The sequence below is a fragment of the Arthrobacter sunyaminii genome (assembly GCF_018866305.1).
GTDB lineage: Bacteria > Actinomycetota > Actinomycetes > Actinomycetales > Micrococcaceae > Arthrobacter_B > Arthrobacter_B sunyaminii.
Map to the genome: position 1 here is coordinate 659,549 of NZ_CP076456.1, position 26,286 is coordinate 685,834.

18 protein-coding genes and 3 rRNA genes are annotated in these 26,286 nt (G+C 63.3%); 15 read left to right on the forward strand and 6 right to left on the reverse strand.

The features are described from left to right. Positions 1 to 807 (forward strand): coenzyme F420-0:L-glutamate ligase, encoded by an 807-nt coding sequence (gene cofE / locus KG104_RS02965; RefSeq protein ID WP_207348560.1) that lies wholly within the window; start codon positions 1 to 3, stop codon positions 805 to 807. Here the strand turns inward: cofE and KG104_RS02970 are convergent. From KG104_RS02970 to KG104_RS02980, 3 genes are read right to left on the reverse strand one after another with little or no spacing between them, the layout of a single operon-like run. After that, positions 804 to 1,652 carry an ABC transporter ATP-binding protein gene (locus KG104_RS02970; protein WP_207348561.1) on the reverse strand — a complete coding sequence of 283 codons (849 nt, stop codon included), beginning with the start codon at positions 1,650 to 1,652 and terminating at the stop codon, positions 804 to 806. The genes cofE and KG104_RS02970 overlap by 4 nt on opposite strands. Next, complete coding sequence (locus tag KG104_RS02975; RefSeq protein ID WP_372434209.1) at positions 1,649 to 2,731, reverse strand: putative F420-0 ABC transporter permease subunit; 1,083 nt, start codon at positions 2,729 to 2,731, stop codon at positions 1,649 to 1,651. Before KG104_RS02975 ends, KG104_RS02970 begins: the two co-directional genes overlap by 4 nt. Continuing rightward, positions 2,728 to 3,726, reverse strand: a complete 999-nt coding sequence (locus KG104_RS02980; RefSeq protein WP_207348562.1) for a putative F420-0 ABC transporter substrate-binding protein — start codon at positions 3,724 to 3,726, stop codon at positions 2,728 to 2,730. Before KG104_RS02980 ends, KG104_RS02975 begins: the two co-directional genes overlap by 4 nt. A 375-nt stretch (positions 3,727 to 4,101) precedes the next feature. Between KG104_RS02980 and KG104_RS02985 the strand changes: the two genes are divergently transcribed. The 10 genes from KG104_RS02985 to rrf all read left to right on the forward strand — a co-directional run bounded on the left by KG104_RS02985 (position 4,102) and on the right by rrf (position 17,437). Beyond that, positions 4,102 to 4,950 (forward strand): nitrilase-related carbon-nitrogen hydrolase, encoded by an 849-nt coding sequence (locus KG104_RS02985; RefSeq protein ID WP_207348563.1) that lies wholly within the window; start codon positions 4,102 to 4,104, stop codon positions 4,948 to 4,950. A gap of 49 nt (positions 4,951 to 4,999) precedes the next feature. Continuing rightward, on the forward strand, positions 5,000 to 6,421 hold the full coding sequence (gene hydA / locus KG104_RS02990; RefSeq protein WP_207348564.1) for a dihydropyrimidinase: 1,422 nt from the start codon (positions 5,000 to 5,002) through the stop codon (positions 6,419 to 6,421). Between the two features lie 44 nt (positions 6,422 to 6,465). After that, complete coding sequence (locus KG104_RS02995) at positions 6,466 to 7,482, forward strand: TIGR03842 family LLM class F420-dependent oxidoreductase (protein ID WP_104056214.1); 1,017 nt, start codon at positions 6,466 to 6,468, stop codon at positions 7,480 to 7,482. 7 nt (positions 7,483 to 7,489) lie between these two features. After that, positions 7,490 to 8,371, forward strand: coding sequence for an ABC transporter permease (locus KG104_RS03000; RefSeq protein WP_207348565.1), 882 nt, complete (start codon positions 7,490 to 7,492; stop codon positions 8,369 to 8,371). Continuing rightward, positions 8,368 to 9,219: an ABC transporter ATP-binding protein gene (locus KG104_RS03005; protein ID WP_207348566.1), complete on the forward strand. Its 852-nt coding sequence runs from the start codon at positions 8,368 to 8,370 to the stop codon at positions 9,217 to 9,219. The genes KG104_RS03000 and KG104_RS03005 overlap by 4 nt, the downstream gene beginning before the upstream one ends. Next, positions 9,216 to 10,043: an ABC transporter permease gene (locus KG104_RS03010; RefSeq protein WP_237688652.1), complete on the forward strand. Its 828-nt coding sequence runs from the start codon at positions 9,216 to 9,218 to the stop codon at positions 10,041 to 10,043. The genes KG104_RS03005 and KG104_RS03010 overlap by 4 nt, the downstream gene beginning before the upstream one ends. 82 nt (positions 10,044 to 10,125) lie before the next feature. Further along, positions 10,126 to 11,271, forward strand: coding sequence for an ABC transporter substrate-binding protein (locus tag KG104_RS03015; protein ID WP_104056220.1), 1,146 nt, complete (start codon positions 10,126 to 10,128; stop codon positions 11,269 to 11,271). Between the two features lie 557 nt (positions 11,272 to 11,828). Continuing rightward, a 16S ribosomal RNA gene (locus tag KG104_RS03020) occupies positions 11,829 to 13,355 on the forward strand. 503 nt (positions 13,356 to 13,858) lie between these two features. Continuing rightward, positions 13,859 to 17,023 (forward strand): 23S ribosomal RNA (locus tag KG104_RS03025). Between the two features lie 297 nt (positions 17,024 to 17,320). Continuing rightward, a 5S ribosomal RNA gene (gene rrf, locus KG104_RS03030) occupies positions 17,321 to 17,437 on the forward strand. The 16S, 23S and 5S rRNA genes sit together here, the layout of an rRNA operon. A 98-nt stretch (positions 17,438 to 17,535) precedes the next feature. Here the strand turns inward: rrf and KG104_RS03035 are convergent. From KG104_RS03035 to KG104_RS03045, 3 genes are read right to left on the reverse strand one after another with little or no spacing between them, the layout of a single operon-like run. Beyond that, a complete protein-coding gene (locus KG104_RS03035) occupies positions 17,536 to 18,771 on the reverse strand; it encodes an N-acetylglucosamine-6-phosphate deacetylase (protein WP_207347207.1) in 1,236 nt (411 codons plus the stop codon). Beyond that, the gene (locus tag KG104_RS03040) at positions 18,771 to 19,487 is read right to left on the reverse strand and encodes a glucosamine-6-phosphate deaminase (RefSeq protein WP_207347208.1); all 717 of its coding nucleotides are present in this window, start codon (positions 19,485 to 19,487) and stop codon (positions 18,771 to 18,773) included. The genes KG104_RS03035 and KG104_RS03040 overlap by 1 nt, the downstream gene beginning before the upstream one ends. A 38-nt stretch (positions 19,488 to 19,525) precedes the next feature. Beyond that, on the reverse strand, positions 19,526 to 20,263 hold the full coding sequence (locus KG104_RS03045) for a FadR/GntR family transcriptional regulator (RefSeq protein ID WP_237686967.1): 738 nt from the start codon (positions 20,261 to 20,263) through the stop codon (positions 19,526 to 19,528). A gap of 299 nt (positions 20,264 to 20,562) precedes the next feature. On the opposite strand from KG104_RS03045, the gene KG104_RS03050 reads away from it, so the two are divergent. From KG104_RS03050 to KG104_RS03065, 4 genes are all read left to right on the forward strand, one after another. Beyond that, complete coding sequence (locus KG104_RS03050) at positions 20,563 to 22,167, forward strand: ABC transporter substrate-binding protein (protein ID WP_207347209.1); 1,605 nt, start codon at positions 20,563 to 20,565, stop codon at positions 22,165 to 22,167. Positions 22,168 to 22,248: 81 nt separating this feature from the next. Continuing rightward, the gene (locus KG104_RS03055; RefSeq protein WP_104054897.1) at positions 22,249 to 23,208 is read left to right on the forward strand and encodes an ABC transporter permease; all 960 of its coding nucleotides are present in this window, start codon (positions 22,249 to 22,251) and stop codon (positions 23,206 to 23,208) included. A 2-nt stretch (positions 23,209 to 23,210) separates the two neighbouring features. Continuing rightward, positions 23,211 to 25,379: a dipeptide/oligopeptide/nickel ABC transporter permease/ATP-binding protein gene (locus KG104_RS03060; protein WP_207347210.1), complete on the forward strand. Its 2,169-nt coding sequence runs from the start codon at positions 23,211 to 23,213 to the stop codon at positions 25,377 to 25,379. After that, a complete protein-coding gene (locus KG104_RS03065; RefSeq protein WP_237686966.1) occupies positions 25,376 to 26,206 on the forward strand; it encodes an ATP-binding cassette domain-containing protein in 831 nt (276 codons plus the stop codon). Before KG104_RS03060 ends, KG104_RS03065 begins: the two co-directional genes overlap by 4 nt. Positions 26,207 to 26,286 lie beyond the last annotated feature (80 nt).

Genomic DNA, 26,286 nt, shown 5'->3' on the forward strand with positions numbered 1-26,286 from the left:
ATGCGCACCATCACGGTCTTTGTCCTCCCCGGTATCAGCGAAATCACGCCCGGCGCCGATCTGGTGTCTGTCATCCTGGACGCCGCAGCATCAACTCCGGACGCGGCACTGCGGCCGGGAGACATCCTGGTGGTCACCTCCAAGATTGTGTCCAAGGCCGAAGGCCGGCAAGTAGCGGCGGAGGACCGGGAACAGTGCATCACCGAGGAAACCGTTCGGGTGGTGGCCAGCAAGGTTCATTCCGGAGGCGTGACCCGGATCGTGGAGAACAAGCTGGGGATCGTGGCCGCCGCAGCGGGTGTGGACAACAGCAACACCCCTGCGGGGACGGTCCTGCTTCTTCCCGTGGATCCGGACGCCTCGGCCCGGGCACTGTGCGCCGGCCTGCGCCGGAAGCTGGGGTTCGACGTCGGGGTTCTCATCACCGACACCCTGGGGCGCGCGTGGCGTGACGGGCAGACCGACGCCGCCATCGGAGCCGCCGGCGTGGACGTTCTGCTGGACCTGCGGGGAACCTCCGATGCCTTTGGCCAGGAGATGAAAGCCACCCTGACGGCGGTTGCGGACGAGATCGCCGGCGCCGCGGACCTGGTCAAAGGCAAAACCAGCCAATGCCCGGTGGCAGTGCTCAGAGGCCTGCCGGATTTGGTGCATCCTGAAGGATATTTCGGCGGCGACCGGGGAGCCCGGGCACTGGTGCGTCCTCCCGCACATGACCTGTTTCGGCTCGGCAGTGCGGAGGCATGGCGCGAGGGCTACGCAGCGGCCTGCCGGGACGCCGGCCTGCCGGAGCCGCTCTGGGACTAGGCGGAGGCCTCGAGCCGAGGGGCCGCCGCGTTGGCCGGCGAGGGCAGGGACAGGGCAATCAGCGGACGCCCCGTGGCGGGGTGGACCAGCACATGCGCCTGGACTCCGTACACCTCGCGGATCAGTTCCGCGGTCAGCACCGTCCGCGGATCACCGGCCGCCACCACGGTGCCGCCGGACAGGACAATCACATGGTCGCAGTGGGCTGCGGCGTGGGTGAGGTCATGAAGGGCGGCGACGACGGCGATGCCGCTTCCGGCCAGCTCCCGCAGCAGCGCCAGGGTGGTCAGCTGGGCGTGCGGATCGAGGTGGTTGGTGGGCTCGTCCAGGAGCAGCAGCTGCGGGCGCTGGGCCAGGGCCCGGGCCAGCTGGACCCGCTGCCGCTGTCCGCCGGAGAGTTCGTTGAACAACCGGTCCGCAAGCTCCGGCACCCCGGCGGTCCGCAGTGCGGCGGTAACTTCGGCGTCGTCGTCACTGGTGCCGAAACCCAGCAGGGACCGGTGCGGCATGGTGCCCAGGGACACGACGTCGCGCACGGTCAGCGGTGCATCGGTGCCGGATTCCTGCTCGGCCAGTGCCGCAATCCGGGCACGATCCCGGCGCGGACGGCGCAGCAGATCCCTGCCCTCCCACAGCACGGTGCCGGTGCGCACGGGCACCACGCCGGCCAGCGCCCGCAGCAGCGTGGACTTTCCGGCGCCGTTGGGGCCCACCAGTGCCGAGAGGGCGCCTGCCGGAACCGTGCAGTCCACCCCGTCCACCACCAGCTTGCCGCCAAGGCGAATCTCAAGGTTCGCGGCATCAAGGGTCTTCACGGGCCGGCCGGCTCCGGGTGCGCCGCTCATGCTCCGCCCTTTCGCCGGGCGAGCACATAGGCGAACACCGGGGCCCCGATGACGGCGGTGACCACTCCCACCGGCAGCTCCCGCGGCTCGAAGGCGGCCCGGGCCGCAGTGTCGGCCCAGACCAGGAACACGGCACCCAGCAGGGCGGACAGCGGCAGCAGGCTGCGGTGGCCGGGGCCCGTGACCAGGCGGACCACATGTGGAAACACCAGTCCGATAAAACCAATCGAACCGCTGACGGACACCATGGCTCCGGTCAGCAGCGCAGTGGCGGCCAGCATGGACCACCGAACGGCCGGAACATTGATGCCCAGGGCGGAGGCGGCGTCGTCCCCGAAGGCGAACCCGTCCAGGAGGCGGGCTGTGCCCAGCAGCGGAAGACCCACCACCAGGAGGGCCCCGGCGGCAATGCCCGCGCTGGACCACTGCGTGCCGGCCAGGGAACCGAGCAGCCAGCCCAAAATGTTGCGGTAGGAATCTCCGGTGGCGGTCCAGAAGATCACCAGGCTGGTGAGGGCGCTGCCCAGGGAGGACACCGCCACTCCGGCCAGGACCGTGCGCGACGGGGTGAGCCCGCCGGCCAGCCGGGCCAGGAGCAGGGTTGCAGCCAGTGCGGCCAGGGCCCCAATGAACGCTGCCAGCGGCAGCAGCAGCTGAGCACCCAGCAGCACCACGCACACGGCCCCCAGCGATGCACCGGAGGACAGGCCCAGCAGATACGGGTCGGCAAGGGCGTTGCGGGTCAGCGCCTGCATGACCGCACCGCTGACGGCCAGCCCGGCGCCCACCGCCGCGGCGGTGAGCACCCGGGGCAGCCGCAGTTCCCAAATGATCCCGTCCTGCAGGGCGGACAGCGGGCTGGCGCCGATGCCCAGACGGGCGAGGATGGAACGGAAGGCGTCCGGCACGCTGATGTCCGCCGGTCCCACGGTCGAGGCGGCGGCGACGGACAGCACCAACGCCGCAGCCAGCACCGCCGTTGCGGTGCCCGTGGGGAAGCGGCGCCGGGGTGCCGGCAATGCCTCACCGAGCCCGGGCAGCGAACCGGCGTCTTCCCGGTGCAGGCGGAGGGCCGTCACGGCAGCCTTGTGAGCTGATCGGCGAGGTCTGCCACGGCGTCGGCATTGCGCACCCCGGCCTCGCCCGCAGCGAAGGGAAGGACCAGATACCGCTCATTGATCACCGCGTCCATGCCGGCGGTGGCAGGGTTGGCGGCCAGCAGCTCCTTCTTTGACTCCGCGGTGTTCCGGTCCGCGTCCACCAGCACAATGACGTCCGGATTGGCATCCACCACGGTCTCCCAGCTCAGGGACGCCCAGGATTCCTGGACATCCGCGGCGATGTTCTCCAGTCCCAGCTGCTCCATCATCATTTGCGGAGCGCCCAGTCCTGCCCCCGCGTAGGGAGTGTCCCGGCCGGAGGAGAACCAGAAGGCCGTCATGCCGTCTCCCGCCGGCGATACGCCGGCCAGGATCTCCCGCTGTTCAGCCACCAGGGCAGCCGCGGCCTCGGGGGCGCCCAACAGGGCGCCGGCTTCCGTGATGTCCTCGAAAACGGATTCAAAGGTCAGCTTGCCGGGAAGTCCCTCTTCCCGGCAGGCCGCCGGAGAGACATAGGTATTAATCCCGAGCGAGGCCAGGACACCGCGCTCGCCGGCTGCATCGGCACTCAGATTGGACTCCCATCCGGCGTAAATGAAGTCCGGTTCACGCTCCAGCACCACTTCCTGCGAGGGCGCGGCATCGGACAGCGACGGCAGGGAATCCGCCTCGTCCGCCAGGGATTCCGGCACCGGTCCGTCCAGGAACGCCGTACCCACTACTTTGCTGCCCAGCCCCAGGGCCAGGACTGTTTCCAGCGAGGTGGATTTGATGGCCACGATGCGTTCGGGGGCGGCAGTGAGTGTCACCTCCGTGCCGCAGTTGGAAACGGAGACCGGGTACGACGACGACGGCGGTGCTGACGGTCCGGCGTCCGGCTGGGCGGCCGGCGCTTCAGCCGTGGAACAGCCAACTGTGCCGGCAAGGGCTGCGGCCAGAAGCAGGGAAAGGGCAGACACGCGGGTTCGGTTCATAGGTCCTCTTGGTGCGGCGTAGTGCGGCGGGAAATCGGAGGGGATCTATGGCCCAAGTCCAGACCAGAGTTACCGGCCATACGCGGCCGGTGATCTTCGATGAACGCTAGCACTCCTTTGTTTGCTGAATTCTTTGTTGCGGCCCGTTACGCACCACGGATAACCGCATCACGGCCCGCACCTCTTTGAGAAAAGCAGCACCAAAACCCTTGCGGGTTCCGCAATAAAGGCGAAGGATGAACCCACCCTGCGACAAATGGTGCACCAGCTTTTACGCCGCGGAAATGTTAAGGAAACGTTCGGCACAAAGACTGATAAAGGCCCTGAACCGGCCGATCGACACTGCGGCACAACACGCCGCTACTAGGAGGCACAATGACAATCATCCGCACAGCCCTGACCCAGACAACGTGGACCGGGGATGAAGAGTCCATGGTTGCCAAGCACGAGGAGTTTGTCCGCAAGGCTGCTGCCGAGGGCGCTCAGATCATTTGCTTCCAGGAGCTTTTCCACGGCCCGTACTTCGGAATTGTGCAGGACAACAAGTATTACGACTATGCGCAGAAGGTTCCTGGTCCCCTCACCGAGCGGTTCTCTAAACTCGCGGCCGAGCACAACATGGTGATCATCCTGCCGATCTATGAAGAGGAGCAGCCCGGAGTCCTCTATAACACTGCGGCGGTGATCGACGCCGACGGAACATATTTGGGCAAATACCGCAAAAACCACATTCCCCATGTGGAGAAATTCTGGGAGAAGTTCTACTTCCGGCCGGGAAACATGGGGTGGCCGGTTTTCGACACTGCAGTCGGAACCGTGGGAGTCACCATTTGTTATGACCGGCACTTCCCCGAAGGCTGGCGCGTACTTGGCCTGAACGGCGCCCAAATTGTCTTCAACCCCAACGCTTCCAAACCGGGACTCTCCAACCGGCTTTGGGAACTCGAGCAGCCCACCGCTGCGGCAGCCAACGGGTATTACGTGGTGGTGCCCAACCGGGTGGGCAGCGAGACCAATGAGTTCGGCGACGAAGCAGTCGATTTTTACGGAACGTCCTATGTTGCCGATCCGCAGGGCAACTACGTGGGGGAGCTGGGGGACCGCCACAACGAAGAACTGTTGATCCGTGATCTGGACATGGACCTGGTTCGCACGGCGCGCAACAACTGGCAGTTCTACCGGGACCGCCGGCCGGATGCGTACACGCCCATCACCAACCCGTAACAGCCGGTTCATCGGACGAAAGCACCAGAAGGCAGACAAGGGAGTCGTTTTGAGTACAACACTGATCACCGGAGGAACGGTTGTTACCTCCACCGGCCGCAGCGAAGCGGACGTTCTCATTGACGGGGAGAAGATCGCGGCGGTACTCGCACCCGGTTCCACCCTGCTGGGGCATGACCTGGCCGGTTCCGTAGACACGGTCCTGGATGCCCGCGGCAAATATGTGATTCCCGGCGGCATCGATGCGCACACCCACATGCAGATGCCCTTCGGCGGCACCGAAGCCTCCGACACCTTTGAAACCGGCACCCGCGCCGCGGCCTGGGGAGGTACGACGACGATCGTGGACTTCGCGATCCAGCGGTACGGCGAGCGGGTGATGGACGGTTTGGGCGCGTGGCATGAGAAGGCTGCGGGGGAATGTGCCGTCGACTATGGCTTTCACCAGATTGTGGGGGACGTCAATGATGATTCCCTCAAGGCGATGGCGGGGCTCATCGATGAGGGGGTGTCCAGCTACAAGCTGTTCATGGCCTACCCGGGGGTTTTCTACAGCGACGACGCGCAGATCTACAAGGCTATGCGGGTGGGAGCCGAAACCGGACTGATGACCATGATGCATGCCGAGAACGGTCCGGCCATTGATGCCATGGTCAGTGAACTGCTGGCCCAGGGCAAAACCGATCCCTACTACCACGGGGTGGCGCGGGCCTGGCAGATGGAGGAGGAGGCCACCCACCGGGCCATCATGCTGGCCAACCTCACCGGTGCGCCCCTGTATGTGGTCCATGTGTCCGCGAAGCAGGCGGTGGAGCAGCTGGCCGCAGCCCGGGACAACGGGCAGAACGTCTTCGGCGAAACCTGTCCGCAGTACCTGTACCTGAGCCTGGAAGACCAGCTCGGCGCTGACGGCTTCGAGGGTGCGAAGTGGGTTTGTTCCACGCCCCTGCGTTCCAAGCACGAGCACCATCAGGACCACATGTGGCAGTCGCTGCGCACCAATGACATCCAGATGGTGGCCACGGACCACTGCCCGTTCTGCATGAAGGGGCAAAAGGACCTGGGCCAGGGGGACTTCTCCAAGATCCCCAACGGCATCGGGTCGGTGGAGCACCGTATGGACCTGATGTACCAGGGCGTGGTGGACGGCAAGATCTCGCTCGAGCGCTGGGTGGAAATCACCAGTACGACGCCGGCGCGCATGTTTGGCATGTACGGGGCCAAGGGCGTGATCGCCCCGGGTGCCGATGCCGACGTCGTTATCTACGATCCCAACGGCCACACCTCGATCGGATTGGAGAAAACCCATCATATGAACATGGATTACTCCGCTTGGGAGGGCTACGAGATCAACGGGCACGTGGACACGGTGCTGTCCCGGGGACGGATCCTCATCAATGACAACGAGTACCTCGGGTCCAAGGGCCACGGCCGGTACGTCCGCCGGGGACCCAGCCAGTACCTGATCTAAGCCAGTACCTGATCCAAGTCAGTACCTACAAGGAGCGGAACAGCATGGAATTTGGCGCAGTACTGCAATGCAATCCGCCCGCAGCCCGAACGGTGGCGCTCGCGAAGCGGGCCGAGGAATTCGGGTTCGACTACGTGTGGACGTTTGACTCTCACATCCTGTGGCAGGAACCCTATGTGATTTACAGCCAGATCCTGGCCGAAACACAGAACATCAAGGTGGGGCCCATGGTCACCAACCCGGCCACCCGGGACTGGACCGTCACGGCTTCCACCTATGCCACGCTGAACTCGATGTACGGCAACCGTACGGTGTGCGGCATTGGCCGCGGGGACTCCGCGCTGCGGGTCAGCGGGGGATCGCCCACCACCCTGAAGACGCTGCGCGAATCGATCCATGTGATCCGCGAGCTGGCGAACTCGCGGGCGGTGGAATACAACGGGCGGACCATCCAGTTTCCGTGGAGCACCGGTTCGGAACTGGAAATGTGGGTGGCTGCCTACGGGCCGCTGGCATTGAAACTCACCGGCGAAGTGGGAGACGGGTTCATTCTGCAGCTGGCCGATCTGGACATAGCGGAATGGATGATCGCCACCGTGCGGAGCGCCGCGGCAGCGGCGGGACGCGATCCAATGGCGATCAAATTCTGCGTGGCCGCGCCCATGTACATAGGGGATGACTGGGAGCACATGCGGGACCAGTGCCGTTGGTTTGGCGGGATGGTGGGCAACCATGTGGCGGACATCGTGGCCAAGTACGGGGCCGACGCCGCCGTGCCGCAGGCGCTGACGGACTACATCGCCGGTCGGGAAGGCTACGACTACAACGAGCACGGACGGGCGGGTAACACCCACACCGCCTTTGTACCGGACGAGATCGTGGACCGGTTTTGCCTCATGGGCACCGTGGAGCAGCACATCGAAAAGCTCGAAAAGCTGAAGGCGCTGGGCGTGACCCAGTTCGCCGGCTACCTGCAGCATGACAACAAGGAGGAAACCCTGCGGGTCTACGGCGAGAGCATCATTCCGGCACTGCGTGAGCACGTGAGCGCAACGGCATGAGCAGGGCATGAAAACGACGGCGGGGCCGGCGGCCCGGATTGGATGGGCCGCCGGCGGAGTCCTTGCCCCGGTGCTGCTGTGGGAAGGGTACAAACTTGCCGGTCCGGTCAACGGACTGAATGTCGCGGGGATACCGCTGCTGCCGCGGAACTCCGACCTCGCCATGCCGCACATCTGGACCATGCTCGGGAGGCTGGCCGAGCCGGCCACCTCGGCAGCAGGGGCCTCGCCGCTGTGGATGGCCGTGCTGCAGGCTGCCGCCTTCACCCTCGGGATCGCGGCACTGGGCTGGCTGATCGGGGTCACGGTGGGCGTGGGCCTGGCCATGCTGATGCAGCGCTTCCGGTCCGCGGGCTCCGCACTGCTGCCCTGGATCATCCTCAGCCAGACCGTCCCGCTGATCGCCATTGCGCCGCTGGTGCGGCGGTGGGGTTCCCAGCTGGAGATCGGGTCCTTTAGCTGGGAGAACTGGATGTCCGTGGCGGTCATCGCGTCCTATCTGGCCTTCTTTCCGGTGGCGATCGGTGCCCTGCGCGGATTCTCCGCTCCGGAGAACAATCATGTGGACCTGATGCACACCTACTCCGTGGGCTGGTGGCGCAGCTTCCTGTTCCTGCGGCTTCCGGCCAGCGTTCCCTTCCTGCTGCCGGCCCTGCGCCTGGGCGCCGCCAACGCGGTCATCGGGGCCGTGGTGGCTGAGGTGTCCATCGGCCTGAAGGGCGGGATCGGCCGGATGATCGTGGAGTACGCCGCCGCGGCCGGCGGTGACCCGGGCAAACCCTGGGCTCCCATTTTCGGGGCCGTCCTGCTGGGACTGGCAGCTGTCGCTGCCACCACGGTGTTGGGACTGTTCCTGCACCGCTACCGCAGAGGAGAACAAGCATCATGAGCGGACCAATTGAGCCGGCCGTGCAAACAGCAACGGTGACCGCACCCGAACCCGCAGTCCAGGTCCGCAACGTGCACCGGGTGTTCTCCACCGGGCGCGGAACCGTGACAGCGCTGGAAGACGCAAACCTGACGGTTGCGCCGGGCGAGTTCGTGTCGCTGATCGGGCCGTCGGGCTGCGGCAAGTCCACCCTGCTGCGCCTGATCGCAGACCTGGATGAACCGACCAGCGGAACCATCAGCGTTTTCGGCCGCACCGCCCGGCAGGCCCGCCGTGAACAGGCATACGGCATTGCGTTCCAGCAGGCAGGACTTCTGCCGTGGCGCACCGTGCGGGCAAACATAGAGCTGCCGCTCCAGCTCCACGGAACGGCAGCCGCCGTCCGCCGGAAACGAGCCGACGAGCTCCTGGCCATGGTGGGTCTGACCGAATTTGCCGATTCTTTTCCGGACCAGCTCTCCGGCGGGATGCAGCAGCGAGTGGCGATTGCCCGGTCCCTGGCCGAAAGCCCGCGGCTGCTGCTGATGGATGAGCCGTTTGGCGCCCTGGACGAAATGACCCGCGAACGGATGCAGAACGAGCTGGTGCGGATCTGCGCGGAAACCGGCGCCGCCGTCGTTTTTGTCACGCACTCCATTCCGGAAGCTGTTTTCCTTTCCGACCGGGTGTTCGTGATGTCCGCCCGCCCGGGCCGGATCAAGGAGGTGCTGCAGATGCGGCTGGGTTCGGCGGGGGAGCGCGGGGAGGACCTGCGTGAGGAAACGGCCTTTTACGCCGCCATCACGGCCGTCCGGGAGTCACTGCACGGCACCGAAGTGGAGCAGCTGCGCGGAGTTGAGACACGGTGACGGTGCTGAAGCCGGCGGCGCTGAAGACGGCACCGGCTGCTGCCGCCGCCACCTCGCCCGCACTGTTGGGCCGGGCGGTCGACGGCGGCCGGAAAGCGGCACTGCCGGTGCTGCTGGGAGTAGCCGCGGTGCTGATCTGGCAGGGAGTCGTGAGCCTGTTCGCGGTCCCGGCGTTTGTCCTGCCGGGTCCCTTCGCCATCGCGGCGGCCTTCTTCGGGAACGCAGCAAACATCGCCTCCGCCTCGCTCGTGACGGGAAGCAATGCCCTGGCCGGGCTGGTGATCGGCGGCCTGATTGGAGTGCTGGCCGCCGTCGTGGCCGCCTTCCTGCCAATTTTTGACCGCCTCGCCGGCCCCACCGTCACCGCGCTGTCCGTGGTGCCCATCGTGGCGGTGGCTCCTGTGCTGTACACAATGTTCGGCGCCGGCGAAGAAGCGCCGCGGCAGATCGTGGCCGGAATAGCGGTCTTTGTGCCGGTCTACGTAAATTCGCTGCGCGGGTTTCGGCAGGTGCGCCCGGTGCACCGGGACTTGATGCGCTCCTATGCCGCGGGCCGCTGGCAGGCAACGCGTGCGGTGACCCTGCCCAGTGCAGTGCCCTACATGTTTACCGGGCTCCGGATCGCGTCCTCGCTGGCGGTGATTTCCGCGCTGATTGCCGAGTACTTCGGCGGTCCGGTGGGCGGACTGGGCAAATCCATCACGTCGGCCGCTGCCGGCAGCAACTACACACTGGCGTGGGCCTACGTGCTGGGCGCCGTCGTCGTCGGCCTTCTTTTCTTCTGCGCAACCGCAGTGCTGGAGAAATACAGTTCCCGGCACTGACTCTGCCGGTCCTCATCTGACCATCCCTTCCGTCCGAAGGGGAGGCCACCTCGACCCATTCACACTCACTGGAGGCAATGACATGGCAAGTGGAAAACGCATCCGCACGGCCGCGGCGGCCGGAACCGCCGCAATTCTGTTCCTGGCAGGCTGCGCCTCGGACAGCGGGGCAGAAGCTGACGGCGAATCTGCCGAAGGGCTGACGCCGGTGACGCTGCAGCTGCAGTGGTTCTCGCAGGCCCAGTTCGCCGGCTATTACGCGGCTCTGGACCAGGGCTTCTTTGAAGACGAAGGCCTGGACGTGGAGATTGTTGAAGGCGGCGCGGACATCGTGCCGCAGGACGTGCTTGCCTCGGGAGACGTGGACTACGCGATTTCCTGGGTGCCCAAAGTCCTGGGGTCGATCGAGCAGGGCGCCAACATCACCAACGTGGCGCAGATCTTCGAACGCAGCGCCACCCTGCAGGTGGCCATGGCTGATTCCGGCATCGACGGACCGGAGGACCTGGCCGGAAAGAAGGTGGGGTCCTGGGGTTACGGCAATGAATGGGAGCTCTTCGCCGGAATGCAGGACGCAGGCGTGGAACCCGGGGACATTGAGCTGATCCAGCAGGCGTTCGACATGAACGGGTTCCTGTCCGGGGACATCGACGCAGCGCAGGCCATGACGTACAACGAGTACGCCCAGGTCCTGGAAACCGTCAATCCCGACACGGGGGAGCTGTACCAGCCCGAGGACCTAACCGTCATCGACTGGAATGAAGAGGGCTCGGCCATGCTGCAGGACGCCATCTGGGCTGACGCGGACCGGTTGGCCGATGACTCCGAATACCAGGAGACCACCACGGCGTTCATCAAAGCCGCCATCAAGGGCTGGATCTATGCCAAGGACAATCCGGAGGACGCGGCACGGATCGTGACTGAATCCGGATCCACCCTGGGCCAGAGCCACCAGCTGTGGATGACCAACGAGACCAACAAGCTGATCTTCCCCTCCACCAACGGTGTCGGAATGATCGATGAGAGCGCGTGGCAGAAGACGGTGGACATCGCCATGGGCACGCAGAACGAAACCGGAGCCACCATCCTCACCACCGAGCCGCCGGAAACCGCCTACACCAACGAGTACGTTCAGAAGGCACTGGCTGAATTGGAAGAGGAGGGCGTGGACACCAAGGCTGCGGATTACCAGCCCGTGGAGGTGACCCTGGCCGAGGGCGGAAACTAAGCAACGCACGACGGCGGCCGGCAGCTTTGCTGCCGGCCGTCTGCCATGCGCCTCGCCCCTGGATTGTGCCTGTCGGGGGTCGAGTTGCGCGGACCTGAAACCTTGTGTAGAGTCTTCTAAGTCGCCGCGGCCGGGAGTTGGAAAACATCCCGAGCATGGCGGCCAAACCCCACCAAAAACTTCCTGGTGATCCATCCTGCGCCTTACGGCCCGGGAGCGGAAAGCCGGGGCTTTTGCGCGGGGTCAGCCGGACAAAATGAAGCAGTCTTCGGGAATTACCCCGAATTGCCAAATACGGTCCGGATGAAATAGAATAAAGAAACACTGCAGCGAAGAGAAAAGAAAAACATTCTTTGTTTTTCCGAGTATTTCGGATGCATCTGTTGTTTGAGAACTCAATAGTGTGCCAAGTTTATTGATACCAATTATTTTAATTGGTTGAACTGGTTGTTTCCGCCCACCCCGTGGGTTGGGAGCAGCTTTTTTAGCTGGTTTCGAATTTAGTGCAGGACTGTGCAGCCAATTTTCCTTGGCTCCGGTCTTGTGTCTGTAACACATTTACGGAGAGTTTGATCCTGGCTCAGGATGAACGCTGGCGGCGTGCTTAACACATGCAAGTCGAACGATGACTTTTGTGCTTGCACAAAATGATTAGTGGCGAACGGGTGAGTAACACGTGAGTAACCTGCCCTTAACTTCGGGATAAGCCTGGGAAACCGGGTCTAATACCGGATACGACGGATTCCCGCATGGGGGTCCGTGGAAAGCTTGATGCGGTTTTGGATGGACTCGCGGCCTATCAGCTAGTTGGTTGGGGTAATGGCCCACCAAGGCGACGACGGGTAGCCGGCCTGAGAGGGTGACCGGCCACACTGGGACTGAGACACGGCCCAGACTCCTACGGGAGGCAGCAGTGGGGAATATTGCACAATGGGCGAAAGCCTGATGCAGCGACGCCGCGTGAGGGACGAAGGCCTTCGGGTTGTAAACCTCTTTCAGCAGGGAAGAAGCGAAAGTGACGGTACCTGCAGAAGAAGCGCCGGCTAACTACGTGCCAGCAGCCGCGGTAATACGTAGGGCGCAAGCGTTATCCGGAATTATTGGGCGTAAAGAGCTCGTAGGCGGTTTGTCGCGTCTGCTGTGAAAGCCCGGGGCTCAACCCCGGGTCTGCAGTGGGTACGGGCAGACTAGAGTGCAGTAGGGGAGACTGGAATTCCTGGTGTAGCGGTGAAATGCGCAGATATCAGGAGGAACACCGATGGCGAAGGCAGGTCTCTGGGCTGTAACTGACGCTGAGGAGCGAAAGCATGGGGAGCGAACAGGATTAGATACCCTGGTAGTCCATGCCGTAAACGTTGGGCACTAGGTGTGGGGGACATTCCACGTTTTCCGCGCCGTAGCTAACGCATTAAGTGCCCCGCCTGGGGAGTACGGCCGCAAGGCTAAAACTCAAAGGAATTGACGGGGGCCCGCACAAGCGGCGGAGCATGCGGATTAATTCGATGCAACGCGAAGAACCTTACCAAGGCTTGACATGAACCGGAAAGGCCTGGAAACAGGTCCCCCACTTGTGGCCGGTTTACAGGTGGTGCATGGTTGTCGTCAGCTCGTGTCGTGAGATGTTGGGTTAAGTCCCGCAACGAGCGCAACCCTCGTTCTATGTTGCCAGCGGGTTATGCCGGGGACTCATAGGAGACTGCCGGGGTCAACTCGGAGGAAGGTGGGGACGACGTCAAATCATCATGCCCCTTATGTCTTGGGCTTCACGCATGCTACAATGGCCGGTACAAAGGGTTGCGATACTGTGAGTGGAGCTAATCCCAAAAAGCCGGTCTCAGTTCGGATTGAGGTCTGCAACTCGACCTCATGAAGTTGGAGTCGCTAGTAATCGCAGATCAGCAACGCTGCGGTGAATACGTTCCCGGGCCTTGTACACACCGCCCGTCAAGTCACGAAAGTTGGTAACACCCGAAGCCGGTGGCCTAACCCCTTGTGGGAGGGAGCCGTCGAAGGTGGGACCGGCGATTGGGACTAAGTCGTAACAAGGTAGCCGTACCGGAAGGTGCGGCTGGATCACCTCCTTTCTAAGGAGCACCTCAAAGTTTTCGTGTTCTTCCACAGTGTTGGATGCGGGCTTTGCAGGAGATGCCCATATCGGGAACATATGTTTTCCGGTGGGTGCTCAAGGGTGGAATATCAATAGGCAGGTGCCCGGCGTTGAGCCCGGCAGCACAGTACGTTCTTCCTTCGGGGAGGACTGGAAACGCTGCCGGTGTCTTCAAGTACCGGGTTTTTCCGTTTGGCACACTGTTGGGTCCTGAAATAACAGGACCGAAGAATTTCAAGCCTTCATTGGAGGGGTTGGAAGGGACACGGGTTCGTGTTGTTTCTGATTGTTCCTGCGCAGGCCCAAGACTTCCACGGTGAATACGTGGTGGTGGCGGGGTGTGACGGGGTTGTTGTTTGAGAACTACATAGTGGACGCGAGCATCTTAAAATTATTAAGTGCAATTTCAGATAAACCTGGTGACCGGTTTTACCGGCCTCCATGGTTTTCTCGATAGCGATAATATTTATTGATCTTTGTGGTCAAGTTTTTAAGGGCACACGGTGGATGCCTTGGCATCAGGAGCCGAAGAAGGACGTAGGAATCTGCGATAAGCCTGGGGGAGTTGATAACCGAGCGTTGATCCCAGGATGTCCGAATGGGGAAACCCCGCCCGGCGCGCGAGTGACCGGGTGACCCGCATCTGAACACATAGGGTGCGTGGAGGGAACGTGGGGAAGTGAAACATCTCAGTACCCACAGGAAGAGAAAACAACAGTGATTCCGTTAGTAGTGGCGAGCGAACGCGGAAGAGGCTAAACCAGTGGTGTGTGATAGCCGGCGGGCGTTGCATCACTGGGGTTGCGGGACTTTCCGTACCGATTCTGCCGGATTGGTGAAGTGAGTGCAGATGCATAGGTGAACGGGTTTGAAAGCCCGGCCGTAGAGGGTGTTAGCCCCGTAACCGGAATGTATGCTGCCGCTTGGAGAGGATCCCAAGTAGCACGGGGCCCGAGAAATCCCGTGCGAATCTGCCAGGACCACCTGGTAAGCCTAAATACTCCCTGATGACCGATAGCGGACAAGTACCGTGAGGGAAAGGTGAAAAGTACCCCGGGAGGGGAGTGAAACAGTACCTGAAACCGTGTGCCTACAATCCGTTGGAGCAGGGCGATGCCACTTGTGGTGTTGTGCTTGTGACAGCGTGCCTTTTGAAGAATGAGCCTGCGAGTTAGTGTTACGTCGCGAGGTTAACCCGTGAGGGGAAGCCGTAGCGAAAGCGAGTCTGAACAGGGCGATGCAGTGGCGTGATCTAGACCCGAAGCGGAGTGATCTACCCATGGCCAGGTTGAAGCGCGTGTAAGAGCGCGTGGAGGACCGAACCCACTTCAGTTGAAAATGGAGGGGATGAGCTGTGGGTAGGGGTGAAAGGCCAATCAAACTCCGTGATAGCTGGTTCTCCCCGAAATGCATTTAGGTGCAGCGTTGCGTGTTTCTTACCGGAGGTAGAGCTACTGGATGGCTAATGGGCCCTACAAGGTTACTGACGTCAGCCAAACTCCGAATGCCGGTAAGTGAGAGCGCAGCAGTGAGACTGTGGGGGATAAGCTTCATAGTCGAGAGGGAAACAGCCCAGACCACCAACTAAGGCCCCTAAGCGTGTGCTAAGTGGGAAAGGATGTGGAGTTGCTCAGACAACCAGGAGGTTGGCTTAGAAGCAGCCATCCTTGAAAGAGTGCGTAATAGCTCACTGGTCAAGTGATTCCGCGCCGACAATGTAGCGGGGCTCAAGTACACCGCCGAAGTTGTGGCATTCAAATATTAGCCAAGCGGATGGTTTATCCATTTTCGTTCAAGCGTTTGGATGGGTAGGGGAGCGTCGTGTGGGCAGTGAAGTCGCGGTGTAAACCAGCGGTGGAGCCTACACGAGTGAGAATGCAGGCATGAGTAGCGAAAGACGGGTGAGAAACCCGTCCGCCGAATGATCAAGGGTTCCAGGGTCAAGCTAATCTGCCCTGGGTAAGTCGGGACCTAAGGCGAGGCCGACAGGCGTAGTCGATGGACAACGGGTTGATATTCCCGTACCGGCGAAAAACCGCCAATACTGATCGGGGGATACTAACCGCCCAATACCTGACCGTTAGCCCTTGTGGCGACACGGTTTTTGGTGGAGCGCGGGACCTGATCCCGGGAGGTAAGCGTATTAACAGGTGTGACGCAGGAAGGTAGCCGGGCCGGGCGATGGTTGTCCTGGTCTAAGGATGTAGGGTCAGTGATAGGTAAATCCGTCACTGTGTCTTGGATGACGCACCTGAGATCTGACGGGACCCACTTTGGTGGGAATCCGGTGATCCTATGCTGCCTAGAAAAGCATCGGCGCGAGGTTTTAGCCGCCCGTACCCCAAACCGACACAGGTGATCAGGTAGAGAATACTAAGGCGATCGAGAGAATTATGGTTAAGGAACTCGGCAAAATGCCCCCGTAACTTCGGGAGAAGGGGGGCCCCAACCTTGATGGACACTTGCTGTCCGGAGGGGATCGGGGCCGCAGAGACCAGGGGGAAGCGACTGTTTACTAAAAACACAGGTCCGTGCGAAGTCGCAAGACGATGTATACGGACTGACTCCTGCCCGGTGCTGGAAGGTTAAGAGGACCGGTTAGCCCTTACGGGCGAAGCTGGGAATTTAAGCCCCAGTAAACGGCGGTGGTAACTATAACCATCCTAAGGTAGCGAAATTCCTTGTCGGGTAAGTTCCGACCTGCACGAATGGAGTAACGACTTCCCCGCTGTCTCAACCATAAACTCGGCGAAATTGCAGTACGAGTAAAGATGCTCGTTACGCGCAGCAGGACGGAAAGACCCCGAGACCTTTACTATAGTTTGGTATTGGTGTTCGGTGTGGCTTGTGTAGGATAGGTGGGAGACTGTGAGACCCGGACGCCAGTTCGGGTGGAGTCATCGTTGAAATACCACTCTGGTCATACTGGATATCTAACTTCGGCCCGTAATCCGGGTCAGGGACAGTGCCTGATGGGTAGTTTAACTGGGGCGGTTGCCTCCTAAAGAGTAACGGAGGCGCCCAAAGGTTCCCTCAGCCTGGTTGGCAATCAGGTGGCGAGTGTAAGTGCACAAGGGAGCTTGACTGTGAGAGAGACATCTCGAGCAGGGACGAAAGTCGGGACTAGTGATCCGGCGGTACATTGTGGAATGGCCGTCGCTCAACGGATAAAAGGTACCTCGGGGATAACAGGCTGATCTTGCCCAAGAGTCCATATCGACGGCATGGTTTGGCACCTCGATGTCGGCTCGTCGCATCCTGGGGCTGGAGTAGGTCCCAAGGGTTGGGCTGTTCGCCCATTAAAGCGGTACGCGAGCTGGGTTTAGAACGTCGTGAGACAGTTCGGTCCCTATCCGCTGCGCGCGCAGGAAATTTGAGAAGGGCTGTCCTTAGTACGAGAGGACCGGGACGGACGAACCTCTGGTGTGTCAGTTGTACTGCCAAGTGCACCGCTGATTAGCTACGTTCGGATGGGATAACCGCTGAAAGCATCTAAGCGGGAAGCCCGCTTCGAGATGAGATTTCCATACACCTTGTGTGTGAGAGGCCCCCAGCCAGACCACTGGGTTGATAGGCCGGATGTGGAAGCGGGGACTAAAGACCCGTGAAGCTGACCGGTACTAATAGGCCGATAACTTACACCACACCACAGTCTGGGCAGGAAACGACTTCAAACGTTCCCGCCAAAGAAGGATTGTGTTGATCATGCTGCTTGCGTCCACTATGTGGTTCCCGGATAACAAACCCGTGTGTGGTTTGTCACCGTGGAACCGGTATTCGATCACCTGTGATGGGTGGTGGGATGCCGTAGAATTAAGGAAGTGTTCATTCTTACGCGTGGATACTTTTTCATGACAGGCACTGTTGTTTGAGTGTTTGGTTGTGACCCATTGTTTTCCCCTCCACCAGGAGTATTTTGGCTGGTGGTGTGGGTGGTAGGGTTACGGCGGTCATAGCGTGGGGGAAACGCCCGGTCCCATTCCGAACCCGGAAGCTAAGACCCACTGCGCCGATGGTACTGCATCCGGGAGGGTGTGGGAGAGTAGGTCACCGCCGGACAATATTTGTTGAGAGGTTGAGGCCCGTACCTTTTGGTACGGGCCTCAACTGTTTAAGGCCCCGCCCTGGTTGGCGGGGCCTCACTCGTTTAGCCCTGTTTACGCCTCAGAGATCCATACGCCGCGGCGCAACACTCGGAGCAGGCGCAAATCGGCGTCCAGCAGCAGGATGTCGGCGGCCGCGCCGACGCTGAGGGACCCGATCTGTCCAGCCTTGCCCAGCACCCGGGCGGGAACCTCGGACGCCGAGCGCAGGGCGGATTCCAGGGGGACGCCGGCAGCAACGGAGTTGCGGACCAGGTCCAGCATGCCGGCAGTGCCGCCGGCGATGGAACCGGAATCCAGCCGGGCCACGCCGTTCCGGACCTGTACCTCGGCCGGGCCCAGGCGGTACGATCCATCGGCGAGCCCGGCAGCGGCCATCGCATCCGTCACGAGGACAATGTTCTCGGCACCGAGAAGTTCAAACATCGAGGCCACCACAAACGGATCCAGGTGGGTGTTGTCCGCGATCAGCTCCACAACGGCGGACCCGGCCCGCGCCGCCCGCAGTGCCGCCGTCACCGCACCCGGAGCACGGTGGTGGATGGGGTCCATACCGTTGAACAGATGCGTGACCGTCGGGACACGGCCCGCCTGGGTCGAGAGCCCGGCTGCCGCGCGCGCCAGTGATGCACCGGCGTCGTCCGCGGATGCGGCGGTATGCCCCAGCGACGGGACCACCGAATGCGAGGTCAGCAGGTCCACCAGTTCATCCGCGCCGGGAAGCTCCGGCGCATACGTCATGGTGCGCAGATATCCTTTGCCGGCGGCGATCAACGCGGCGGCAAACTCGCGGTCGGGGGAACGCAGCCAGCGCGGGTCCTGGGCGCCGCAGCGGGCGGCCGCGAGGAACGGCCCTTCCAGATGGATGCCGGCAATATCGCCGGCCGCAGCCAGCCCGGAGAGCATCTCCAGGCCCGACAGCAAATCCGCAGGCGCAGCGGTGACCAGGCTGGCCAACACGGTGGTGGTTCCGGCGGCATGCATCCGGTGCAGCGCGGTGCGGGCGGCGGCGACATCCGCAGACGGGAAGTCGACGCCGTAGCCGCCGTGGCAGTGCAGGTCCACCAGCCCGGGAACGGCCAGCTGGCCCCGGGCAAGCCGGATGTCATTGACGGCGGGCTCAGACGAAAGGTCCGCTGCGGCCAGTGCCGCGTCCAGCCCGTTTTCCGAACCGGCGTAAAGGATCTCGGTCCCGGCCACGGCAACCGCACTGTCCTCCGCCAGGCCGTTTTCCAGCAGCACCCGGCCCCGAATCACCGTGACCGGCCGGGTGTGGCTTACCGGCTTCATCAGCGGAGCCCGGCGGCGGCAGCCTGGTCAAGGATTACCGTGACCCGCGGATGCAGCTGCAAAGCGGATGCCGGGCAATCCGGGGTGACGGGGCCCTGCAGCGCCCGCGCAATAATGTCGGCTTTATCAGCGCCGTGCGCGATCAGGAGCAGCTGCCGGGCATCCAAAATGGTGCCGATTCCCTGGGTCATGCAGCGGGTGGGCACCTGGTCGGGGGAGTCGAAGAAGCGGGCATTCGCACGGCGGGTCCGTTCGGCGAGCTGCTCCACCCGGGTGCGGGAATCCAGGGCGGCACCGGGCTCGTTGAACGCCAGGTGGCCGTTGTGGCCGATACCCAGAATCTGAAGATCCACGCCGCCGGCCTCGCGGATGGCCTGCTCATACTCCCCTGCGGCGGCTTCCAGGTCCGCGGCTGCGACATCGGGTAGGAGCACGGATCCGGGCCGCATGCCCAGCCGCTGCACTACTTCACTGTCGATCACGGCACCGTAGCTGCGGGGATCTCCCGGCGGCAGCCCGATGTACTCGTCCAGGGCAAATCCGCGCACACGGGAGAAGTCCAGACCGAAGTCCGCCAGGGCGTCGTAGAGCGGCAGCGGGGAGGACCCGGTGGCAAACCCCAGCACCGCATCAGGTTTGGCCTGCACGCACTCCCGAACGACGACGGCTCCCGCGGCACCGGCGTCTCCCCGGTTTTCTCTGGTCAAAACCTTCATGGCGTGGTCCTTTGCAGCAGTTCCGGCATACGAGGCGGTCATCGGCTGACCAGTTCGGCAATAGCCTCGCGGATGCCGTCAAAGTGGCTGTTGATCCGTTCGGACGCCAGCGCCTTGTCTCCCACGCGCACCGCTTCGAAGATCTCGCGGTGCATGTGCGCGGTGGCGTGCAGGCTGGCGGCCTTCATTCCCGCTTCGGCATGGATCCGGCTGTAAACATCCCAAAATACCGACATGAGGTGGGTCAGCAACTCGTTGCCCAGCGGCTCAAAGAGCTGCCGGTGAAATTCCGAGTCCACTGCAGCCAGGGCCTGGCCTTGATCAGCCAGGGATTCCATCTCCTCGACGGTGGCCTCGATGGCGGCCAGATGCTCAGGGGTCATGAGTGTCATTGCCTGACCGATCAATCCTGATTCCAGTGTCTGCCGGACGTCCACCAGTTCCAGTGCCTCCTTGCCCTGCTGCCGCAGTGATAACCGCCCCCGGAAGCTCAGCCCGGCGGTCAGGGCATCGAAGTTGGTGGGCGCGACAAACATGCCGTAACCGTGCCTAATCTCCACGACGCCCAGGGCCTGGAGGACTTTCAGGGATTCGCGCAGCGTGTTCCGTCCAACGCCCAGTGCCGAGCAGAGTTCAGCCTCAGTGGGCAGCGGACTTCCGGCCTGCAGCTTGCTGTCCAGAATCAGGTCCATGATGTCGCTCTGCAGGGCAGCAAGCCGCGCCTGGGCGCTGAAGCGCGGCGGCCGGGCCGGCGCGCGGGCCGGGAGCGCCGGCAGGGGAGCGTCTTCGGTGGAAAGCGGCTGCGTGGTGTCATTCACCAAAATCGGCACTCCTTGGCAAGGTCATCGAGCAAATCTTCACAGTTCAGGCAACAGATGGTGCACCTGTTGGAGCAGGCCGGCAGCACACTGTTCCTGGTCACAGTGCTGGCCCGGGTGTGGCGGGCCGGAGCTCCACTTAGTCACAGAGGCAGTGTGCTTGACCGCATCTTGTGATTCAGCTTACAGTCTACTCAACCCGCATGGGATGTCCTACGTCCGATATCCGCATCACACCAGAATGGTGAGGCACCTTCATGAGTACAACTTCCGAGAGCACCGGCTTCCTCCGGAACGCCAGCCGGCGCGACTTTCTGCGCATTGCCGGTGTCCTGGGCACCGCTTCGGCATTTGCCGGCTCCCTGGCTGCATGCAGCCCCGGCGGCGCTCCTGCTGCAACCGGCACCGGCGCCGCTGCAGCAGACTCCATTGAGGCAGGCATTTCCTATTCCCTCTCCACCGGCTTCGACCCGATGACCGCAACCGGCGCCACCCCGGTGGCCGCCAACCTCCACATTTTCGAAGGCTTGACGGAACTGCACCCGGCCACCCGGAAGCCGTACCTGGCCCTGGCCGGAGCCGAACCCGAAAAGGTGGACGACACCACGTACCGCGTCACGCTCCGTGACGGGGCCACCTTCCACAACGGCGAGCCCGTCACCGTCGACGACGTCGTCTACTCCTTTGAGCGCGTGCTCGACCCGGCCAACGCCTCCCTGTTTGCCGGTTTCATCCCCTTTATCGCATCCGTCACCGCCGACGGCGACGCGGTGAAGTTCGCCCTGAAGTACCCCTTCGCCGAATTCGGTCCGCGCATTTCCGTGGTCAAGATCGTTCCCAAAGCCCTGGCCTCGAACCAGGCGGCCTTCGATCTGGCGCCTGTGGGCAGCGGACCGTACAAGTTTGTCTCAGCGGTCAAGGAAGACCGGATTGTCTTCAAGAAGTTCGAGGAATACAACGGTTCCTACCCGGCCAAGGTCACCGATATGACCTGGCTGCTGCTGGCTGACCCTGCGGCACGGGTGGCAGCAGTTCCGTCCCGGACCCAGGCCATTGAGGACATTCCGTACCTGGACGTAGACCAGCTCAAGGCCAAGCTGGATGTGGAGTCCGTGCAGTCCTTCGGCCTGCTGTTCATGATGTTCAACTGCGCCTCGGAGAAGTTTGCAGACAAGCGGGTACGGCAGGCACTGCATTACGCCACGAACACCGAGGACATCATTTCCAAGGCACTGCTGGGCAACGCCGCCGCAGCAACCTCCTACTTCCAGAAGGGCCACCCGTCCTACACGGAGGCCGGCACTGTCTACGGCTATGACCCGGAGAAGGCCAAGGCCCTGCTCAAGGAAGCCGGGATGGAAAACATGACCGTGACGCTGACTTCCACCGACGCCGGCTGGGTTACCAAGGTGACCCCGCTGATCAAGGAAAGCTGGGACGCGATCGGTATCACCACCACGCTGGAACCCCTGCAGTCGGCGGCGGTCTACGCTCCGGAGAAGGTGGGCGGCCAGAACTTTGACGTCCTGGTTGCTCCGGGCGATCCCTCCGTCTTCGGCAACGACGGCGACCTGCTGCTGAGCTGGTTCTACCGCGGCGACACCTGGGCGAAGAACCGCATGGCCTGGTCCGGCACCCCGGAGTACGCGGAGGTCCAGGCAAAGCTGGACGAAGCAGTCCAAATGGACCCGGCCGAAGCGAAAAAGCTGCACGCCGCCGTCGTCGACATTGTTGCCGAAGAGGTTCCGCTGTACCCGCTGTTCCACCGGCAGCTTCCCACCGCGTGGGACAGCAGCACACTCGACGGCTTCGCGCCGCTTCCGACCACCGGTCTCTCCTTCGTCGGCGTCGGACGGAAGTAAGACCCGCCCTGCCGGATGAGGGACATCCCCCAGACGCCCTCCTCCGGCAGGGCGGCCCCGCACCACTTGGAGAAATAAAACATGGCAACACTTTTGCGCCTGCTGGGCCGCAGGCTGGCAGCTCTGCCGTTCATGCTGCTCGGCGTGACCATCATGGTCTTTATCGTTCTGTCCGTGATCCCGGCGGACCGCGCCACGGCCGTCCTGGGCGAAAACGCCAGTGAAGAAGCCAAAGACGCCTTCCGCGAGGACCGCGGCCTGAACGACTCCCTGCTGGTGCAGTTCCTGCGCTATCTGGGCGGCGTGGTGCGGCTGGACTTTGGCTTCACCAACCCGCCCGAGGAATCGGTGGCCTCCAAGATTGCCTCGGCATTCCCGGTCACCCTGCAGCTGACCCTGCTGGGCATCCTGCTGGCCGTGTTCCTGGCCCTGGTGCTGGGCGTGACCAGCGCCCTGTACCGTGACCGCTGGCCCGACCAGGCCATCCGCGTCTTCTCGATTGCGGCCATCGCGACGCCCTCGTTCTGGCTCGCGATCCTGCTCATCCAGTGGTTTGCGCTGCCGGCGGGCTCGATCTTCCCCACCGGCGGACTGGACTGGGCCGATCAGTACGGCTTTGTCGGCTGGATGTACTCCATGGCCCTGCCCGCGCTGGCCCTGGGCCTGCCGGTTTCCGCATCCCTCATCCGGGTGGTGCGGACCTCCATGGTCGAGGAGCTGGACCGCGACTACGTGCGCACGGCCATCGGCAACGGAGTTCCGTACCGGACCGTCGTGGCCCGGAACGTGCTGCGCAACGCCCTGGTGACCCCGGTTACCGTCCTGGGCCTGCGCATCGGATACCTGCTCGGCGGCGCGGTGGTGATCGAGAAAATCTTCAACCTCAACGGCATGGGAGACCTGATTATTGTCGGGCTCAACACCTCCGACACCAACCTCGTCCAAGGTGCGGTGCTGACCATTGCAGTGGCCTTCGTCGTCGTCAACATCCTGGTGGATGTCCTCTACGTACTCATCAATCCCCGGATCCGGACGGTATAACCATGCGCAACGGACTCGCTGAACGGCTCGCCACTTCCGGCGCCCGCTTCACCTCCCTGAAACTCAGCTCCAAGCTCGCCCTGGGGTTCCTGGTCCTGGTGGCGTTCATCGCCGTCACCGGGCCTATGCTTGCCCCCTTCGGCGAGAACGAATCCAGTGCCCCGGTGCTTCCTCCCGGCGGAGAGCACCTGATGGGCACCGACGGAAACAGCTACGACGTGTTTTCCCGGCTGCTGTACGGTGCCCGGGTGTCGGCCGCGATCGGCCTCGGGTCAGTGCTTGTGGCCGTGGTCCTGGGCGCCGTCCTCGGAGCCCTGGCCGCGACCTCCCGGAAAGCGGTCAACGAAGGCATCATGCGGGTCCTGGACATCATGATGGCGTTCCCCGGCATCGCTCTGGCCGCCGCACTGCTCTTCGCGCTCAAGGACTATTCGGTCGCCCTCTTCGGGTCCACCGTTCCGGTGATCATCTTCGCCATCGCCATTGTCTACACGCCGCAGCTGGCCCGGGTGGTCCGTGCCAACGTGCTGGCCCAGTACGGGGAGGACTATGTCCGCGCCGAACGCGTGATCGGCGCCGGCCGCCTGTTCATCCTGACCAGGCACGTGGTGCGCAACACCGCGGCTCCCGTGCTCGTCTTTGCCACGGTGATGGTGGCTGACGCCATCATCCTCGAGGCATCGCTGTCCTTCCTCGGCGCCGGCGTCCAGCCGCCGTCCGCTTCCTGGGGCAACGTGATGGCCGACGGCCGCAACGTGGTCTTCAGCGGCGCCTGGTGGCCGACGACGTTTGGCGGCATCGCCATCCTGCTCACCGTCCTGGCCCTGAACATCCTGGCCGAGGGCCTCACCGACGCCATGGTCAACCCGCGTCCGCGCCGGGCCGCACCGGTGAAGGAAGTCCTGTTGAAGGACAGCACAGCGAAGGACAGCACAGTGAAGGTCGCCACTGCCGCAGCCGCTGTTCCCTCCGCCGTCGTTCCCGCGCCTGCCGCCGCCGTCGTAACCCCGTCCGCGGATACCGAAGGAACCGTGGTGGAGGAAACCACAGCCGGAACCCTCATCAACCAGCCCGGTTCGCTGGCCGCCCTGGCCGAGGAACTGCAGCTGCTCGCCGCCGTGGAGAACCGCCGAACCGACCGGCTGCCCGCCGTCGGCACCGACGCGCCGGTGATCCTCGAGGTGAAGGACCTGTCCATCCGCTTCCCGGGCCGCTACGGCGACACCGCCATTGTGGACCGGGTCAGCTTCACCGTCCGCGAGGGCGAAACCATGGGCCTGGTGGGAGAGTCCGGCTGCGGAAAGTCCATCACGTCCCTGGCCATCATGGGACTGCTGCCGCCCACCGCGGTGCTCAGCGGATCCATTACGTTCAACGGCAAGGAACTGCTGACCAACGACAAGCGCGAACGCGACCAGCGCTACCGCGGCCTGCGCGGCGAGCAGATCGCCATGGTCTACCAGGACGCGCTGAGCTCGCTCAACCCTTCCATGCTGATCAAGGACCAGCTGCTGCAGCTCACCCGCCGCAACGGCCGCAAGTCTCCCCGCGAACTGCTGGAACTGGTGAAACTGGATCCGGAGCGGACGCTCAAGAGCTATCCGCATGAGCTGTCCGGCGGACAGCGCCAGCGCGTGCTCGTGGCCATGGCACTGTCCCGGTCGCCGAAGATCATCGTCGCGGACGAGCCGACCACCGCCCTTGACGTCACCGTCCAGAAACAGGTGGTGGACCTGCTCAACGAACTGCGCGAGGAACTCGGTTTCGCCATGGTCTTCGTCAGCCACGACCTGGCCCTGGTGGCATCCCTGGCACACCGGATCACGGTCATGTACGCCGGCCAGGTGGTGGAATCCGCCGGCGCCTCCGAACTGATGCGCAACCCGCACCACGAGTACACCCGCGGCCTGCTCGGCGCCGTGCTGTCCATCGAATCCGACGCCGACCGGCTGCACCAGATCCAGGGCACGGTTCCCTCGCCGCGCGAATTCGCCGCCGGAGACCGGTTCGCCGAACGCTCCCTGCGTCCGGACGCCGATCCGAACCAGGTCCTGTCCTTTGTCCGCGTGGGCGAGGGCGAGCACTACTGGGCCAGCCACCTGACAGATTGCCACAACGACGACGGCGCCACCCTGGCCGCCGCCGGCACCAGTGCCGAAGGACAAGCATGAGCACCGATTCCATGAGCACCGAGGCGCCCGCCCGGACCACACCGGTCCTGGAACTGCGCGGCCTCAAGGTCCATCACCGCACCCGCACCGGATCCATCTTCCGCCCCAACATCGTCAAGGCCGTGGACGGCGTGGACTTCACCGTACGCCGCGGGGAAACCGTGGGCGTGGTGGGGGAGTCCGGCTGCGGCAAGTCCACCCTGGCCTCGGTCCTGGTGGGGCTGCAGCAGCCCACGGCGGGGGAGGTCCTGTTCCACGGGCAACCGATCAGCATCCGCCGCGCCGCGGAACGGAAGCGCTTCGGCCAGGACGTCGCCGTCGTTTTCCAGGATCCGTCCACCGCGTTGAATCCGCGGATGACCATCCAGGACATCCTCACGGATCCGCTGCAGGTCCACGGCATCGGAGACGCCCGCTCCCGTGCGGCCAAGGTCAAGGACCTGCTAGCGCTGGTGGGCCTGCCCTACACCGCGGCCGAGGTGACCCCGCACCAGGTCTCCGGCGGACAGCGGCAGCGCGTGGCCATCGCCCGGGCCCTGGCCCTGGATCCCGCGGTGATCGTGGCGGATGAGCCCACCTCGGCGCTGGACGTTTCCGTCCGGGCCCAGGTGCTGAACCTGCTGGCTGACCTGAAGCGCGAACTGAACCTGGGCATGGTCTTCATTTCCCATGACATCCAGACCGTCCGCTATGTTTCCGACCGCATCTGCGTCATGTACTACGGCCGGATCGTCGAAGAAGGACCGGCCGAAGGCATCTTCGCCAGCCCGAAGGACGACTACACCCGCAAGCTGCTCGGCGCCGCGCCCAGCCTGCTGCACCCCTGATTTTTACCCTGTTTCACTGCACCACCTTGTTTCACTGCACCACCTTGTTCCACTGCACCAACCCATTACCAGCACCTTGG

Bases quoted from the DNA above. Each gene is read 5' to 3' on its own strand.
- cofE (WP_207348560.1), top strand. From the start codon at position 1: ATGCGCACCATCACGGTCTTTGTCCTCCCCGGTATCAGCGAAATCACG.
- KG104_RS02970 (WP_207348561.1), bottom strand. From the start codon at position 1,652: ATGAGCGGCGCACCCGGAGCCGGCCGGCCCGTGAAGACCCTTGATGCC.
- KG104_RS02980 (WP_207348562.1), bottom strand. From the start codon at position 3,726: ATGAACCGAACCCGCGTGTCTGCCCTTTCCCTGCTTCTGGCCGCAGCC.
- KG104_RS02985 (WP_207348563.1), top strand. From the start codon at position 4,102: ATGACAATCATCCGCACAGCCCTGACCCAGACAACGTGGACCGGGGAT.
- KG104_RS02995 (WP_104056214.1), top strand. From the start codon at position 6,466: ATGGAATTTGGCGCAGTACTGCAATGCAATCCGCCCGCAGCCCGAACG.
- KG104_RS03000 (WP_207348565.1), top strand. From the start codon at position 7,490: ATGAAAACGACGGCGGGGCCGGCGGCCCGGATTGGATGGGCCGCCGGC.
- KG104_RS03005 (WP_207348566.1), top strand. From the start codon at position 8,368: ATGAGCGGACCAATTGAGCCGGCCGTGCAAACAGCAACGGTGACCGCA.
- KG104_RS03015 (WP_104056220.1), top strand. From the start codon at position 10,126: ATGGCAAGTGGAAAACGCATCCGCACGGCCGCGGCGGCCGGAACCGCC.
- KG104_RS03035 (WP_207347207.1), bottom strand. From the start codon at position 18,771: ATGAAGCCGGTAAGCCACACCCGGCCGGTCACGGTGATTCGGGGCCGG.
- KG104_RS03040 (WP_207347208.1), bottom strand. From the start codon at position 19,487: ATGAAGGTTTTGACCAGAGAAAACCGGGGAGACGCCGGTGCCGCGGGA.
- KG104_RS03050 (WP_207347209.1), top strand. From the start codon at position 20,563: ATGAGTACAACTTCCGAGAGCACCGGCTTCCTCCGGAACGCCAGCCGG.
- KG104_RS03055 (WP_104054897.1), top strand. From the start codon at position 22,249: ATGGCAACACTTTTGCGCCTGCTGGGCCGCAGGCTGGCAGCTCTGCCG.
- KG104_RS03060 (WP_207347210.1), top strand. From the start codon at position 23,211: ATGCGCAACGGACTCGCTGAACGGCTCGCCACTTCCGGCGCCCGCTTC.
- KG104_RS03065 (WP_237686966.1), top strand. From the start codon at position 25,376: ATGAGCACCGATTCCATGAGCACCGAGGCGCCCGCCCGGACCACACCG.